Origin of the sequence: Paenibacillus herberti, assembly GCF_002233675.1 — a bacterium.
In the GTDB taxonomy this organism is placed as follows: Bacteria; Bacillota; Bacilli; order Paenibacillales; family Paenibacillaceae; genus Paenibacillus_O; species Paenibacillus_O herberti.
The window spans coordinates 2,398,168-2,414,367 of sequence record NZ_NMUQ01000001.1 but is presented as its reverse complement, the minus strand read 5'-3'; the positions used below and the strand labels follow the sequence as shown (position 1 = coordinate 2,414,367).

At 48.2% G+C, this 16,200-nt stretch carries 13 protein-coding genes and 2 pseudogenes (1 of these 15 only partly in view); 10 read left to right on the top strand and 5 right to left on the bottom strand.

Annotated features, from left to right (window positions below; genetic code table 11):
- A pseudogene (locus CGZ75_RS11075) lies at window positions 1-266 on the bottom strand (GNAT family N-acetyltransferase) (it extends 334 nt beyond the left edge of the window).
- 558 nt (window positions 267-824) lie between these two features.
- Here CGZ75_RS11075 and CGZ75_RS11070 point away from each other — a divergent pair.
- Complete coding sequence (locus CGZ75_RS11070) at window positions 825-1,076, top strand: hypothetical protein (protein ID WP_089524214.1); 252 nt, start codon at window positions 825-827, stop codon at window positions 1,074-1,076.
- Window positions 1,077-1,115: 39 nt separating this feature from the next.
- On the opposite strand, the gene CGZ75_RS11065 is transcribed toward CGZ75_RS11070, so the two are convergent.
- Window positions 1,116-2,159 (bottom strand): IS630 family transposase, encoded by a 1,044-nt coding sequence (locus CGZ75_RS11065; protein WP_425436469.1) that lies wholly within the window; start codon window positions 2,157-2,159, stop codon window positions 1,116-1,118.
- Between the two features lie 767 nt (window positions 2,160-2,926).
- Here CGZ75_RS11065 and CGZ75_RS11055 point away from each other — a divergent pair.
- The 3 genes and pseudogenes from CGZ75_RS11055 to CGZ75_RS26470 all read left to right on the top strand — a co-directional run.
- Window positions 2,927-3,376: a hypothetical protein gene (locus CGZ75_RS11055; RefSeq protein WP_089524212.1), complete on the top strand. Its 450-nt coding sequence runs from the start codon at window positions 2,927-2,929 to the stop codon at window positions 3,374-3,376.
- A 46-nt stretch (window positions 3,377-3,422) separates the two neighbouring features.
- On the top strand, window positions 3,423-3,893 hold the full coding sequence (locus CGZ75_RS11050; RefSeq protein ID WP_089524211.1) for a hypothetical protein: 471 nt from the start codon (window positions 3,423-3,425) through the stop codon (window positions 3,891-3,893).
- A 95-nt stretch (window positions 3,894-3,988) separates the two neighbouring features.
- Window positions 3,989-4,146, top strand: a pseudogene (locus CGZ75_RS26470) (IS30 family transposase); the annotation flags it as partial.
- Here the strand turns inward: CGZ75_RS26470 and CGZ75_RS11045 are convergent.
- Window positions 4,102-4,374 carry a GNAT family N-acetyltransferase gene (locus CGZ75_RS11045; RefSeq protein ID WP_141136750.1) on the bottom strand — a complete coding sequence of 91 codons (273 nt, stop codon included), beginning with the start codon at window positions 4,372-4,374 and terminating at the stop codon, window positions 4,102-4,104. The pseudogene CGZ75_RS26470 and the gene CGZ75_RS11045 overlap by 45 nt on opposite strands.
- 747 nt (window positions 4,375-5,121) lie before the next feature.
- Between CGZ75_RS11045 and CGZ75_RS11040 the strand changes: the two genes are divergently transcribed.
- The 6 genes from CGZ75_RS11040 to CGZ75_RS25195 all read left to right on the top strand — a co-directional run bounded on the left by CGZ75_RS11040 (window position 5,122) and on the right by CGZ75_RS25195 (window position 12,725).
- Window positions 5,122-5,667, top strand: coding sequence for a YjcZ family sporulation protein (locus CGZ75_RS11040; protein ID WP_089524209.1), 546 nt, complete (start codon window positions 5,122-5,124; stop codon window positions 5,665-5,667).
- A gap of 147 nt (window positions 5,668-5,814) precedes the next feature.
- Window positions 5,815-6,972, top strand: coding sequence for a substrate-binding domain-containing protein (locus tag CGZ75_RS11035; protein ID WP_089524208.1), 1,158 nt, complete (start codon window positions 5,815-5,817; stop codon window positions 6,970-6,972).
- 199 nt (window positions 6,973-7,171) lie between these two features.
- The gene (locus CGZ75_RS11030; RefSeq protein ID WP_089524207.1) at window positions 7,172-10,201 is read left to right on the top strand and encodes an alpha-mannosidase; all 3,030 of its coding nucleotides are present in this window, start codon (window positions 7,172-7,174) and stop codon (window positions 10,199-10,201) included.
- Window positions 10,202-10,390: 189 nt separating this feature from the next.
- Complete coding sequence (locus CGZ75_RS11025) at window positions 10,391-11,026, top strand: GNAT family N-acetyltransferase (protein WP_089524206.1); 636 nt, start codon at window positions 10,391-10,393, stop codon at window positions 11,024-11,026.
- A 192-nt stretch (window positions 11,027-11,218) separates the two neighbouring features.
- The gene (locus CGZ75_RS11020; protein WP_089524205.1) at window positions 11,219-12,091 is read left to right on the top strand and encodes a copper amine oxidase N-terminal domain-containing protein; all 873 of its coding nucleotides are present in this window, start codon (window positions 11,219-11,221) and stop codon (window positions 12,089-12,091) included.
- A gap of 478 nt (window positions 12,092-12,569) precedes the next feature.
- Complete coding sequence (locus tag CGZ75_RS25195) at window positions 12,570-12,725, top strand: hypothetical protein (RefSeq protein ID WP_176444765.1); 156 nt, start codon at window positions 12,570-12,572, stop codon at window positions 12,723-12,725.
- 211 nt (window positions 12,726-12,936) lie between these two features.
- On the opposite strand, the gene CGZ75_RS11015 is transcribed toward CGZ75_RS25195, so the two are convergent.
- Window positions 12,937-15,030 (bottom strand): CocE/NonD family hydrolase, encoded by a 2,094-nt coding sequence (locus tag CGZ75_RS11015; protein WP_089524204.1) that lies wholly within the window; start codon window positions 15,028-15,030, stop codon window positions 12,937-12,939.
- A 4-nt stretch (window positions 15,031-15,034) separates the two neighbouring features.
- A complete protein-coding gene (locus tag CGZ75_RS11010) occupies window positions 15,035-16,198 on the bottom strand; it encodes a dipeptidase (RefSeq protein ID WP_089524203.1) in 1,164 nt (387 codons plus the stop codon).
- Between the last annotated feature and the right edge of the window lie 2 nt (window positions 16,199-16,200).

Genomic DNA, 16,200 nt, shown 5'->3' with positions numbered 1-16,200 from the left:
TGTTGCTTAGATAAATCAAACCCGACCTCTGCTGTAAAGTCATCATTAGTGTTTCTTAAATAGTGAAATCCACATGTGCCGATTAAACTATTATCGTTTTTGTCAAAGAGCCCCCATCTACAGCCCAAATCCTCAATATGAAATGTAATAATTTCCTCATCTGAGAAATGTTCAAATACTTCTTCGGAATCTCGTAGCGTTAAAATCCTAAGATTTAGTCTCTCCGTTTCTAATGTTGGAAACTCAACTTTTCTATTGCTGGACAAAGTTGTGACCTCCTAATATCTAATAAAATAGTGTTCCCTGCTCTGCTCTGCTGTCCTGTTAGTCTTCCTCAGTAAACATCATACCAATAAGTTGAATGAGGACGTTGCCAGTTTAGTTTTTCCTACCAAGTCATCTCTGGTTTAGTATAATTACATTGGAAAGAAAATTAAAAGAAAGATTGTTAAGGGAGCAATATGGTTATTATGAGATTCTTTCTTCCTATGGCTTAAATGGATGGATTCTAGCTAAAGAATATGAAGTCATCTAATTTAAGGGGAGTGAGTTTGAATAAAGCTGAGCTGGAGAATAACGAAATATAATCCCCTTTATCGCGATGCTGAAGATTTTTTTAATCGGGAAGAATGGACTTCCTTTACCGATATTGGCAAAGCTTTTGATGGAAGGCTGATTACGCTCGAGGAATATATTTATATTGAGAACACCTATATTCAAGTCATCAGGATGAGTATGAATCTTGCAAGTGCCTCTTCCTTGAGAATCACAAACCTCGAAAAATACGAGAATCATGCCAAGAGAACCCAGCACTATCCAAAGAAATGCATGATTTATTAGAACGGCTTAAGGAAGGGGAAGATGTCGATGCTCCAGAAATCCCCGACTTAAGCAAGCTCATTCTCCGAGAGCAAGTGTGGGCAAAGCTGGATCATCCATCAATGTTTGTCCATTTCGGCTATGACTATTATATGTACATTGGACTAAAAGGTGAGAATTCAGATTATGTGGCGTTTGAACAAAAAATTAATTATTTAGGTTTATTTGCAGAACGAGTGAAGTCTCCTTATTCTTAGACACTTACTTATCTTGATCTATATAGAGCGCACTTAAGATCATAACCGAACAAGCAGACGATCGATGGTTTCCATCGGATTCTTATTAATTCGATTCATAAATTGACTCACATGAAGCTTGATCTTATAGAATTTTTCAAAGAATACGTTATTGACTACGTCAGCTTTGAGCCATAGCCACAAGCCTTCCACCGGATTCAGGTTCGGGCTGTAAGGCGGCAGAAAGACCAACTGCAAACGAGGATGTTTTTTGAGAAACGGCTGTAACGCTTTAGCATGATGAATGCGGCTGTTGTCCAGGATCAAGGCCATTTTTCCCGACGGGTACACAGAAAGTAGATCTTCAAGAAAGCGAACAAAAGCCGCTACATCCGCTTTCTCTTCTTCTCGATGATGCACCTGTCCGGTTTCGTAGTTAATCGCCCCAAACAACTTGGCTCCTTCATGCTTGCCGTAAGTCGGCACTTTGCGTTGCCTGCCACGTGGGAACCAGTTGTATTGCAGCGCTTGATAGGAGCGAATCATGGATTCGTCTTCAAACAGCAGATGATCGATTTCTTCGGCTTCCACCTGTTTCTTGAGCTGAGCGAACGTTTGCTTGCGGAAAAGGGCTTGGGCATCCGCATCGGCTCTAACCAGCGAATAGGTCGCTTTGGTAAAGCTGAAGTTCATGCGTCCCAGCATCGCGCTGATACCGCGTACGCTCATGGTGACACCAAACGTCATCTTGATCCACTCGGCTACCAGCGGAAGTGTCCAGGTGTGACGCGCTTCAAAGCCAACATCGACTGGGGTTTTCTGCTCCAGCATGGCGCCTAGCTGGCTGCGTTGCTCATCCGTGAGCTTTGTCGGTTGTCCGGGAGAATGATCCATTTCCAGCCCGGCAAGACCACGTTCTTGATACGCTTGCCAATAGAGGCTGATCGTTTGGCGCGTGCGATTGAGTAAATGGCCGATTTCCTCAAACGAGTGACCTTCAAAGCGAAGACGGACCGCCAGGTATCTCTCGTAAAGCCGTTTATCTGAAGTTTCTCTCATGGACACATTGAGTTTCTCCATTTCTGCAGTACTCATTTTCATCACCACCGGGTTCTTGTTACTATTCATTACCCACTTTGGTGGTAAGCCTGACTTTGTTCGTTTTTCACTTGCGCTCTATATAGCTTTAGGATTCAAATATTTGGCACGCGTAAAACGCCTTCATCCGGTTCAGCTACCTGGAATGGCGGGTTGTGGGTTTTCCAATCAGCGCTGAATGCAACGCAGATGTGTATAACGGTTGAATCCTTTGAATGGAAGATTTTAAGGCAAAGGCGGGTCCAATGGGACCTGCCTTTTTCTTCGTCGTACGCCAGCATGGGCGTCATCTCTAGGGTGAAAGTCCCGAACGGGGGCTGGCAAGCGCCTACCGTTAGCCAACATTCTGCTGGATGACTTGGACAAAGAACTGACCGAGCGAGGCTTGCGATTTGTTCGCTATGTCCTGAGGGACAAGAAAGCGACGATCCGTTTAGCCCCGCAAACGATCTCGAAATTCAAAGAGAAAGTGCGAGAGATAACGAACCGAACGCGTTCGATGCCGATGGAAAGTCGGATTCAGCAGCTTCCGACTGGCCTCGGCCAAGGACACTGCGAAAGGGCTGAAAAGCTTACTTTCTCGTTATGTGGAGCTTTGTCAACCTTTTGGAACCGCCGTATGCGGACCCGCATGTACGGTGGTGTGAGAGCACGGGAGCTAGGCGCTCCTTCCTACTCGATTATAGAGTGTGAATTTGAATGCTGCTAGCCCAATCCAATTCTACTATCCAATCATAGAATAATTTAGCAGACGAAGTATGGGAGGTAATGCAATGAATGACAGCGCATATTCACCAATAGGTATAATTCTAGTTTTGTTTATATTACTGGTTGTCGTTATAGGTATCTCTTGGATTGATCAAGCTGAAGAAGAATCGTTAAATCTAAGTACGTTTGAATACGAGCTGAAAAATTTATCGCAACGGTGTAGACTCCGCTTTTTTACGCGAACAGGGCCGTTAAATATACCAAGTTCGATTCTTTTGCCCGGCGGCTTAGAAACTCTTGTGTTAAGGTCTGCTGTCACGCAAGTAACGGTTGCGACCGTCACATACCGGGTCTATAGCATTTCGGATACAAGTGTGCCGCCGACTATTCTTGGAGAATTAACCTTTCAAGTAGAGTGGGATCTTCTCTTTGGCTATATTAGAACGGTAAAAAATACGTCGCCGCTTGTTGCAATCGGTTATTCTTCCAGAGGAATGGCTCTATATGATTTATGAGGTTAGCATATATTACTACAACAGATGAAGTATTGGAGGAAATAAAATGAGGGATGAGATTTCACAGATTAGCGCGTATTCCAACGCTGGTATCATTTTGGTTTTGTTTATTTTGCTCGTTATCGTGACAAGCGTGTTTTGCTATAAGCCTGATGAAGAAAATGATCCTTCCATTCAATCCACATTGGATTTTTGGATTTATAACTCTTCGAGCTTATACAGACTTCGCTTTTTTTCCAAATCAGGGCCGCTGAATATTCCGGATAAATCCAACCTGTTGCCTGGAGATTCCGATGAAAACCTTACTTTAAGATTAGACGGCTTGAATATAACGATTGCGACACTGACCTACCGTGTTTATTACGCTTCAGATACGAGCTTTCCGCCTGAATTACTTGGCGAAGCGACCTTTCAATTAGAGGGAACTCCGGGCTTGGGAGCTATGAGCACATTAAGAAATACGTCACCAGCAAATATAGTTGTCGCCGGTTTCCGAGGCAAATCAATTCTTGACTAGCTTGTCTTCCTTACTCATTTGACGAATTGTAATATGAAGTGTGACACCTAGAAGCCCTGCACCGCGAGCTTGTTGAAGCCGGCAAGATGAAGGTACTGCGGCATAAAGGAAAACTTCAGAAGCCAGTGGAGACGCGTGGCTGCTCCCGGATTGGGAGCTGGATACAGTGGTTTCAAGCCGTGGAAAAAACCGTGACTGCGCAGCGACCTTAATCAAACAGAAGACGCGCCTTTACCATAAGACCTCTGCCCCAGCGTTGCTTAGATAAATCAAACCCGACCTCTGCTGTAAAGTCATCATTAGTGTTTCTTAAATAGTGAAATCCACATGTGCCGATCAGACTATTATCGTTTTTGTCAAAGAGCCCCCATCTACAGCCCAAATCCTCAATATGAAATGCAATAATCTCCTCATCTGAGAAATGTTTAAATACTCCTTCGGAATCTCGTAGCGTTAAAATCCTAAGATTTAGTCTCTCCATTTCTAATGTTGGAAACTCAACCTTTCTATTGCTGGACACAGTCGTGACCTCCTAATATCTATTACTATTGTTAATCGACATGATAGCTGCCTGAGTCCAATTCTTTCTCGTGTGCAAAGAATAATTAAGTAAATTAAGAATTGGAGGAACGGCTATGAATAGTGAACTAGCACAAATTAGTACGTTTTCTAACACAGGTGTAATACTAGTTTTGTTTATTTTGCTAGTTATCGTTACAAGCGTTTTTTGCTGCGAATCCGATGATGATGGTGGCGATGCTTCGATTCAGTCAACATTGGATTTCGGACTTGCCAACGCAACGTCCTTGTATAGGTTTCGCTTCTATACACGTACAGGGCCATCAAGTATTCCGACTTCCAATCTCCGGCCTGGCGACTTCGACGTTATCTATTTAAGGGTAGACGGTTTGTCCACTAGTGTAGCGACTGTCACATATCGAGTTTACAGCGCAACGGATACAAGTGTGCCTGCCACAATACTTGGGGAAATAGTCTTTCAATTGGAAGGTAATGCCATTACAGGACTTTTTAGAGTTTTACGTAATACTTCGCCAGCCGTAACATCTAGGTATACGATACGAAACATTGCCATCTATGACTATTAGAATTATCAAAACTATCATTTTATTGTGTCAGCTGACTAGAACCGTCTCGTTTCTTGGCACATATAGTGTTGGTAGAAGCGAAAGTAACCCTCGCCAATGATAGAATTATAGGAGGAAATTGAATGAACTACGAAAAGGTAGGAATCAGCAATTTTAAAGGTTCAAGTTCAGGTCTCATTCTTGTCTTATTTATTTTGCTAGTTATTGTTATCAGTGCTTTTTATCCCGCAAGAGCATGTGCTGCCCCAGGCCCTCTCCCAATCCCAATCCCTCTCCCAATCCCTATTCCCCCAATCGATGACGATAACGGATCCACGCAAAGCTTTATCATTAATAACAACACGGGGAATATGATGAGGTTTGACTCTGTCACGGGGGATGCTTCGAATCCCTTTCCGATGAATATTGAACCTGGCGGATCTACCCGCTACGAGTTGACGACTTCGTCATACAATACTACTGCTGCCACCGCATCGTACTGGGCAATGGGATCAAATGGGAATAGAATGGCTGGTCTCCAGTTCACGATGAGAAACGCAAATGAATTAAACGGTGTGGACTATAGAAACATTACAACGAATGGACCAATCCGTGTTACGACTGACAGACATATAATGAACATTTATCCTACTTCGGTAGTTATATGTGGAGGATCATGGTGCTGTTGATGAAGGTATGAAGGTGTAGGAGAGAGCGGGTTCAATTGGACCTGCTTTTTGCTGTTGTCCGAAAAGCTTAATTGTGGACGACAGTTGTGCAGCATTGACGAAAAATATATTATACATATAAAACGGAACGGAAATTGGTGATCTACAATGAGCTCGAAAGACCGCATGCCGCTATATCAGGAAATTCAAGAGTTTATCCGCGAACTGATCGCGTCCGAGGGACTGGCGGAAGGCAATCGCATTCCGACGGATCAACAGCTGATGGATAAGTTCAACGTAAGCAAAATCACGGTTGTCAACGCGCTGAAAGGATTAGCGGGCGAAGGCCTTATTACCCGCGTACCGGGGCGAGGCAGCTTTGTGAGCGGGGCGGCTCGGGCTGTGGAGGCAACTACTGTAGCCGGGTCACGGCAAGCTGCTGCGTTTACCAATAGATCCACCGGGTACAGCGTGCAGACAGGTTTAATCGGCATGGTCATTCCATCCATCGGGGATTATTTTGCGACCCGGCTTGTGGAGGGAGCACGAAAAGCGATTGAGGCCAAAGGCCGCAGGCTTGCGGTTCTTTTTTCCGGCGGAAAACTGGAGCAAGAGAAAGAAGCAATCGTCACGCTGCAGGCGGTCGGTGCGGAAGGGCTGCTTATTTTTCCTGTGGACGAGGAGCAGTACAACGAGGAAATTTTGGCGATGAAGGTTGCGGGATTCCCGTTTGTGCTGCTGGATCGTTATTTGCCTGGTGTTGAGACGAACTATATCGCCGCCGACGGTCGTAAAGGAATGGAGCTGGCGGTGGATCATCTGTGGGAGCTCGGTCATCGAGAAATTGCTATATGCTCTGATTCGCCGCTGCAAACCGTGACGGTTCAGGAACGGATCGAGGGCTACATGAATGCGCTGAAACAAAAAGGAGCGCTGATTAATCCGGCACATATTATGACAGGCTTCAGTGTGGACAACCTAGAGGATACGGAGTCTCACCCCTTGCACAGTATGATGCGAAGTGGAGCAGTGAGCGCTTATATTACGTTGAACGGCCACCTTGCCGTGCGTATGTGCCAACTGGCCCAGAAGGCGGGGCTTAGGGTGCCGGAGGATCTGTCGATCGTCAGCTTTGATGATCCGACCTCGATTGTGGAGGAAATGAGCCATTTTACACATATTCGGCAATTCGAATTCGAGATGGGCTTACAGGCGGGGGAACGGCTTCATGACATGATCGAAAGTGGTGGCAAGGATACAGGTAATGTCAAAATAATCCTTCAACCTGAGCTTGCCATACGACAGACTTCGGGTCCGCCGAGTTAGCAGACTGCATGATAGTGTTCAGGGTCCAACAAATAAAATAGTATGAGATTTAAATAGAGCTAGCGCTGCTTCGCAGGGCGGCTCTTTTTTGTGTAGGAATGATGGGATTTAACTTAAATATATATTGAACATATATAATGTATCTATTATAGTTAGATTAACTGAAACAAAACTCTTGAGCGAAAAAGGAGAGAGCAATATGCCGTATGAAATCATAAAACCTGATCGTTTAAAATCGGTACTGAATCGCCTGCAAGCAAAAATATATGAGCCATTAGCAAATCTTGAAGTAACAGCATGGGTAACCTCTGAGCCTGTAACGTATAACGATCGCATGACGGGTCGGCTCGTAAAACTTCAGCCTGGCAACAAATGGGGCGAGTTATGGGACTGCGCGTGGTTTCATTTTAAGGGAACCGTGCCGGAGCGGGCCAAGGGTGAAAAAGTTGTGCTGCTGATCGATGTGAACGGCGAGGTATGCCTTGTTGACGAGGAAGGATCACCGACGCAGGGGCTGACCAACATCAATTCTGAATTTGATCATTCCCTTGGAATGCCTGGTAAGCGGGTTGTACCGATCAGCGACAGCTCCAGTGGTTCGGAAGAGATCGATCTATGGGGCGATGCGGGTTGCAACGACCTATTCGGATATTATCGTAGCGGCACGCTGAAGGAAGCGATCATTGCCGTATGCCGGGAAGATATTCGCAAGTTATACTACGACTTCGAGGTGTTGCTGGAAACGGCTGAGCATCTGCCGGCCGGGTCGGCGCGCAAGGAGCGCATTGTGCGATCGCTCTATGATGCGTCCCTGCTGCTCGCGAATCCTACGGAGGAGAAGCTGGTCGAGGTTGGACAAATGATTCGTGAACAGCTAGCCAAACGCGGCGGCGATCCGGTTTTGACGCTTAGCGCCGTTGGTCATGCGCATATTGATCTGGCGTGGCTTTGGCCGATCCGTGAGACAATCCGTAAGGGAGCACGGACATTCTCGACCGCCCTGCACATGATGGAGCGTTACCCGGATTATGTGTTCGGAGCTAGTCAACCGCAGCTGTACGACTGGATGAAAACGCATTATCCAAAGCTGTACAGCCGCATTAAGGAGCGCGTGCAGGAAGGACGTTGGGAACCGCAAGGCGCAATGTGGGTCGAGTCCGACACGAATGTACCGGGTGGTGAATCGCTGGTTCGCCAGTTGCTTTACGGTAAGCGGTATTTTCAGCAGGAATTCGGTCAGGAGATGAAGTCGCTCTGGATGCCGGATGTATTCGGATATACGGCCAGCCTGCCGCAATTGCTGAAAAAAGCAGGTGTCGATTACATGATGACCCAGAAACTGAGCTGGAGCTCCTACAACAAACATCCACATCACACATTCATGTGGGAGGGGCTCGATGGATCGACGGTGCTGACGCATATGCCGCCTGAGGATACATACAACAGCCCGGCGGCGCCGCGTTCTATTGCGAAGGCAGAACAGGAATATTTGGACAAAGGCGTGTCGGACCGCGCGCTCATGTTGTTCGGTATTGGCGACGGTGGCGGTGGACCCGGAGAGGAGCATCTGGAGCGGCTTGCTCGCGAGCATAATCTGCTTGGTCTCGCTCCGGTGGAGCAGGAGCCTTCGGCACGCTTTTTTGAACGGCTTGCGGAAGGCGAGGATCGCTATGAAACTTGGCGTGGAGAGCTGTATCTGGAGAAACATCAGGGCACTTTGACGAGCCAGGGGCGGAACAAATGGTACAACCGCAAGCTGGAAAAGGCGCTGCGCGAGCTGGAGTTCGCTGCTGTATTGGCGGAGATGGCAGATGGCAGCCCGTATCCGGCGGAAGAGCTGGATACGATCTGGAAGGAAGTTCTTCTGTATCAGTTCCATGATATTTTGCCAGGCTCCTCGATCAAAAGGGTTTACGATGAGTCACTAGAGCGCTATGCGGCGTTGCTGGGGCAGACGGAGGGAATGATCGGAAGGGCGTATACGGCTGTGGCCGGGGCCAACGGCATGTCCGGCACGGCGATATTCAACTCCCTTCCTTGGGAGCGCGAGGAGTGGCTGAAGCTTGACGCGGGCTGGCAGCAGGTACGTGTCCCGGCGATGGGTTATGCGGTCCATAGTGCAGTGCAAGCAGAACCAGACTTCCCGCAGCTATTAGTATTTGAAGAACAGCGGACGATCGAGAACAGCTTGCTTAAAGTCGTTTTTGCGGAGGACGGCTCGATTGCTTCCCTATACGATAAAGAACATCGTCGCGAAGTTGTGCAGTCTGGACAAGGAGCCAACGCGCTGCGAATTTATGTCGACGAGGGCGACGCTTGGGATTTCCGGCAGGATTACCGGGAGACGGGCGGCATGAAGCTGGAGCTTGTTGATATGCTGCCATTCCGGGACGGTCCCAAGGCTGGTTTTATCATGCGTTATTTGTTCGGAGAGTCTGTGCTTGCGCAGCGTGTTGAGCTTACGGAAGGCAGTCGGCGGATTGATTTTGAGACTGAGGTGGACTGGAAGGAATCGGGCAAAATGCTTCGCACCTCGTTCCCGACTAATGTCCGTACGGACTCCGTCAACTGTGAAATCCAGTTCGGTTATTTAAAACGACCGACGCATCGCAACACGATGTGGGATTATGCCAAGGATGAAATCTGCGCGCATCATTATATTGATTTGTCGGAGCCGGATTACGGCATTGCGCTGCTGAATGACAGCAAATACGGCCATCGCGCCGAGGGCGGAGAGCTGGACCTGAATCTGCTGCGCAGCCCTTCCTTCCCTGACCCGGAGGCAGACCGGGCGGAGCATAAGTTCACGTATTCGCTTTACCCGCATGCGGGCAATCATGTGGAGGCGGGGATTTATCGCCAGGGCTATGAGCTGAATGTGCCTCTGCGGACATATGAAGTCGCGAGCGGCGCGATGGCGGCAAGCGATGCTGCCGCCGCAGTCGGCGGCTGGCAGGAGGGACGCTCCTTCTTGGTGACGGGGCATCCGCATGTTATGGTCGAGTCGGTGAAGCAGGCGGAGGATGACGGCGATATCGTCGTCCGCCTGTACGAAACGGCGGGCACGCGCCTGCACACAAAGCTGCAAGCCGGTTTCCCAGTCGGAGAAGCTTGGCTGACCGATCTGCTGGAGCGGAAGTCGGAGCCGCTCGATGCGACGGGCGATGCGCTGGAGCTTGATTTTGGCCCGTTTGAGGTTAAGACGGTCAAGCTTTCCCGTAAGAGATAATACGCAGCGAACTTTATACTTGAATTCCAAAAAGCCGCTCCGTAATCGGAGACGGTTTTTTGGCATGCGCTTCAAAGAAATAGCATATAGCGGATTTCCCAGTTATACCTATTCTTTATCTTCTAAGCGGCTGTAAATAACCGTTATTATAGTCGGGAGAGATTAAATACCGAAGGAGAAGATAACCGGATGAGCATTAAAATAGAGTGCAAAGACATTATATTGAGAGAATTCATAGAATCCGATTTAGATGCGTTCCATGCTCTGACCTGGCAGCCTTCCATCTATGAATTTCTACCCGGATGGAATGTGTCGAAAGAGCAGCGCAAAGACTGGCTGCTCCATTATGAGATTCCAGACAACAAGCGGTTTTTGGACGCAGTATCCATAGGCGGAGACATCGGGGAGTTGCGCCTTCGCATGGGTATAATTTTGCAAGAAAACAATGAGTTCATCGGGTGGTGCTGTACAGGCATAAAAGAAGAGCTGCCGCCTCCTAATCGAGAAATCATGTATGCCGTGTCGCCAGACTATAGAGGCAAAGATTATGCGACTCAAGCTGTAATTGGTCTCGCTAAATATTTGTTCCAGAATACGAACACCGAGATGCTTAAAGCGGTAGTCCTTTTAGAAAATGTTCCGGCTGCTGAACATGAAGCGAATCCGTATGAATCCTATCCGCATCAGGACGAGCAGAGCAATCAAAAAGAAAGTAATGCTAATAAAAATCAAAAGATAGGAAAGCATCATGCGATACAAGGAGGACTTGAGCAATATACTCCCTCTTTCTGGTTAGTGTCTGATGAAAATATAGTTGTAGACTGAGAAAATAAAGTGTTAGACCGGGAAAAAAAGTTCTAGACTGACAGCGGCGGCGTTGAGCTAACGGGCAGGATAATGGGGAAATATGAATCGGGTAAAACGAGTAAGACGAATTCGTTATATCTGCAACTTATCCACTATCAATCCCGTCAACATAAGTATTAAATGCCATTTTTATCAAGGAGATGAAATATAATGCAATGGAATAAAAGGCTCAAATACGTAGTTGGTTCCGCTCTGCTTGCCAGTGTCCTCTTCAACGGTTCACTAGCTTATGCAGCAGCTCCTTCTGTCTTCGTGAACGGGGAGCTTCAATACGACGCGATGATGGTCAAGGGAAATGCCATGATCAAATTGCGGGCACTGACGGATCAGGCGTGGATTGTGTTTTCATATGATCCGAAGACGCGTGTTGTGATGTTTCATACAAAAGATAACAAGATTATGGTGAAATTGAAGGAAGGGGAGAAGAAAGCGAACGTGAACGGCAAATCCGTGTCGATTGACGCCGGAGTCGTGAACAAGAACGGACTGACTTATGTGCCGCTTCGGTTCATCAGCGAGACGCTTGGCGCTTATGTAAAGTATAACGCGAAAGACAACCGTGTCATCGTGCGAACTCCTACAGCTCAGCAAGAATATGAGACGCTGATGCACGGCGATTTGACGGAAGCACGCGAGATCGCGTTAAAACTGCCGGGGTTCTCGGGGGATGCGCCAATGTTGAAAGGTGGTGAAGGGTATCATTATTATGGTTTCACATTCCCCGAAGGAGAAGCCTTGCGATTTAGTATCGATAATGCAGGTTACGACTATGGGTACTACGAGGTCAATGAAGAAGGATTAGCGATCAAGAAATGGCAGTATGATGATGTAGCTAAGCGTGAATGGGGTGTGAAACCGAAGTTTAAAAGCTCGGTCTATTTCCTAAATCAGTGGGCGAGCGGTTTATATACTTTCGGCAAGACCGATGAGCAAGGGAATAGTCAGGAGCTTGGCAAGCTTCGATCTGAAGAAGTCGACGGAAGAGTCGTTCCGATTAAAGGTGAGAAGCGCACGGATGATTAAATAGCCAGGGAGCAGATTACTGCGGTAGCTGCTCCCTGTTTTCATTGAACTAGCAGTTCAACATAGAGAGTCAACAAAAAGTTAATATTTACACTTAAATACTCGTAAAAAACCTGTTCGATTTCAGGTAAGTCCTTAAGCTAACGGGATACGTTAGTTCAATAAACCAGCGGCAGTCTAGGACTTTATTTTTCAGTCCTTGACTGCCGCTGGTTTTATATTGGAGTCAGTCTAAGACTTATTATTCGGAGTCTGACGGTTTAGCAATTCAAAATTCGCGTAGGATCAACAAATCCCGTCTATAACTTTATTTTCTTCGGACAGTTAGCCTATGGTTATGATGAGTTCTTTCGATTATTTTGTCAATTATAGGAATCTCTAAATCTCTCAACCAGAAAGGGCGGTTGTCGGATTCCGATAGTCTTCCTTCTTCATAGTATGAGGGTAGAAACAAAATTTATTTTAGGAGGCAAAAAAAATGAGTTGCGCCACAATCAGCAATTACGGTGGTAGTTCAAGTGCCGGAGTCGTTCTCGTTCTGTTTATTCTGCTTGTCATCGTTGTTATGACGTTTTGTGTCCCGTATTTTGGTATCTCGCCCATCTATCCGCTAGGAGGAAACACGGTTCTGTAGGACGTTCATCGCGGGCTGCAGCAGCGCTGAACGACGAAAAAGACAAACCGGCCGCCAAACTCAGCCGGTTTGTCACGCTTAGCTCCCTCAGGGAGCTTTTTTTGCTTTGTTGCAGTTAAGCTTGTAATGACGCCCGCAGACAGCGAAATCGAGCCCCAGCTCGTTCAGCTCGGGATATTTTTGCTTAGCTCTGCGGGAGTCAGGAGTTGTTTTATACCAGTACCGGAAGCAAAATATGGCTTGGATACTGCTCGGAATGATGGATCGTTTGTGTCGCCGGGATAGCCTCCTGCTCGTCATACGGGTTCAGGCCTGTGTTGGAGTTCGGGAACGCGACAAACTTGCTTGACGATGTGACGGAGAAACGGATTCGGTGCCCGGCAGGGAAGCGATGGGCGATATTAGGCATGAAAATATCGAAGCGTTCCACTTGGCCGGGTGTCAGCAGCTCTGGATTATCATAACCTCGGCGGTACTTGGCGCGGACAATGTAGCTGGATAATAAAATCGAGTTGTCCGCTTCATCAACATCGCTGAGCGAGACGACCCAGTCTGTGTCAACGGCTGAGCTAGATGCGTATAAAACGGCGGATAACTCACCCGCGACTATAATCTCCTCGGTGAGCTTCTCGCCGGTGTAACAAAGCACGTCTTGGCGGAGCTCGATGCTGCGGCGATTTTCAGGTACCCGCTCACCAGAATCGGCGACGGGGTCGGCCGGATTATAAACGTAAACATCGGTACGGGCTTCAACCGGGAGAGATGTTGAAAGTGTACCATCGCCGAAGGCCGAGTTCGCTCGTCCATTACTGCTCAGATAAAATGGAGCCACCGCTGACTCCGTCGGCGTCCAATCTTCGGATGTCCGCCATTTATTTTCGCCGACTACATAATAACGCGCACGCGGCTCTTGATCGATGCCATTGTTAACGCCTTTCAGGAAGTGGTCGAACCAGCGCAGTACATTGGCATCATAGTCGTAGACAACGGCATCCTCGCCAAAAGCAACGCCTTGCAAGTCGCGAGCTCGATTCGGACCGTGCTCCCATGGACCGAGCCAGATTTTGCGGTTTGGCACATCATGCTCCGAGAGCAGCCGCCAAGTTTCCGATACACCGGGGCTGTCTCCGTCATACCAACCGGATATAACGAACATCGGAGCTTGTATTTGATGGGCACGTTCTGAATGTGTACAACCGCGCCAGTAATCGTCGTATTCTGGATGCTGGCTCCACATATCCCATGGACCGGAGCTTTTGCCGATCATCTGCTGCGGAATTTCGCGGAGTGGACGTGCCTCGACCGCTTTGGCCGGATCGACCGTTATGCCTCCGAAAATATCAAAGTCAGTTCGCGTGCCGACCGACTGTGCCAGCGTCCAGCTGAGCAAAGGCCAGGAGCATACCGTGCCGCCCCTGCGCACCGTATCGACAAAAGGAGTGCCAACGTTGACTTCATTAACGACAGCTTTCAGGTTGGGATGGCCGCTTGTGGCAGCTGCCATTACGACATAACCGAGGTACGAAGCGCCCCACATGCCGACATCTCCGTTTGACCAGTTCTGCGCAATGATCCAATCGATTGTGTCACTGCCGTCCTCGCGCTCATAATAAAACGGAACCAAATCTCCTTCGGAATCCGCGCGTCCGCGAACGTCCTGATTCACGACGGCATAACCTTTATTCGCCCAACGCAGACAGCTTTCTTTACGTAGATGCCGATCGTAACAAGTCCGTACCAGAATCGTAGGCAGGCGGGTGCCAAACTGGATGCCCTCTGGTAAATAAACATCCGTAGCCAGCTGTACGCCGTCTCGCATGGGAACGAGGAAAGTGCCTAGTTCGTTCACGCCGTACTCCGGCTTGGACAGCTGCGGATCGTCGTAAACGACAAGCGGTGTCAGCTTTTCATAACCTTCCTGGACAATCAGTTCCATGCCGTAACGGTTAGGGCACAGGAAGGCAATAATTTCGCCGTCAAGCGTCACAATATCCACCGCGGTATCCTGGCGCTTCGCCCACACTTGGGAAACCCGGCCGCTCTCGTCCTGGTAAGTTAGATGCCGGTGATACGTTTCTCCGTTTTCGATGTTAACTCGTTCGCCTGCCCATTCGGTTTTGCGATATAGGGGTAGCGCCTCGCGGATTTTGGAGAGTGGGAGAACGTATTTGGCCCGCTCGTTCAGTACATTTTCCTGCATTTGCGTGCGCCGCCGCGCATCCACTTTGGCATGCATGACTTTATCATCGGTAAAGCGAATTTTACCTTCAAAAACACCTGCGCAATAGAAATTATAGATGGTCATCGCTCTAGTTCCCCCATACCTGTTCGAATACACGCAGCCAGTTGCCGCCAATTATTTTACCGACCTCTTCATCGCTGTAACCCCGAGCAACTAGCCCGCGTGTAAAATTGATGAACAAGCCGTACTGCTCCAAACCCTTAATTAGTTCTGTGGAAGGGCCGTCTCCTTTGGCAAAACCAAGCTTAGGTGCGATATGCTCCTTAAAATAAACCAGGGACCAGTCAACATCGCTCATTGGCCAATCGGTGCCGATACCGACATGATCTACGCCAACAAGCTTGACGATGTAATCGATATGATCAAGCACATGATCAATCGTTGTTTCTTGAGGGTTTTCGTGGATAAACCAAGGCATGGCGAATACGCCAATAACACCGCCAGTTGCCGCAATTGCTCTAATTTCTTCATCGCTTTTGCAGCGGCGATGCGGGTAAATCGCTTCTACACCCGTATGCGAGGCGATGACCGGTTTATCTGATAACCGACAGGCGTCTAACGTCGTTTGTTTGCCGCAATGGCCGGTGTCAACAACGATGCCAAGCTCGTTCAGCTTGCGAATGAAGCCTATGCCAAAGTTAGAAACACCGTCGTTTGCCAGTTCCATGCAGCCTGAAGCGATGGCGTTTTGGTTGTTGTAGGTCAGTTGGAGAACACGAAGGCCAAAACCGTGAAGCGCTTCGAGAAGTTCAAGGTTTTTACCGAGGCCGCTTGGGTCCTGCGCGGTGACGATGCCGGCTTTGAAGTTTTGCGCTTTAGCTTCCCGGATGTCGGCAGCAGTCAAGGCTTTGACGAGCCAATCTACGCGGTCGAATTGCTCCTGCACTTCACCCATGCTAATCATAATCGCTTCTTTGCCCGATAAATCGAGCTCACGGTTGCCCGCCGTAATGCCGGAGCGATACCATTCATCTTTAAATTCAGTTAGCACACCGCGTGCTGACATTTGGCGAAGCCGTTTGGACGGATGGGCGCTATAAGTCATTGGATCGTCTTTAAGCGGCTCGCATTCATTGCGGATCTCATTGGAGATGTCCTCTGGAATGACGGTCGGAGAAAGTGGTCCCTGGAAAAGAAGGTCGATCACGATGCTCCGCTCATGAATGTCACGCGCACGCTGTTCTTGTTCTGGAGACAGTTGAAAGTCATACCGAGTTGAATGTTTATTCAAAA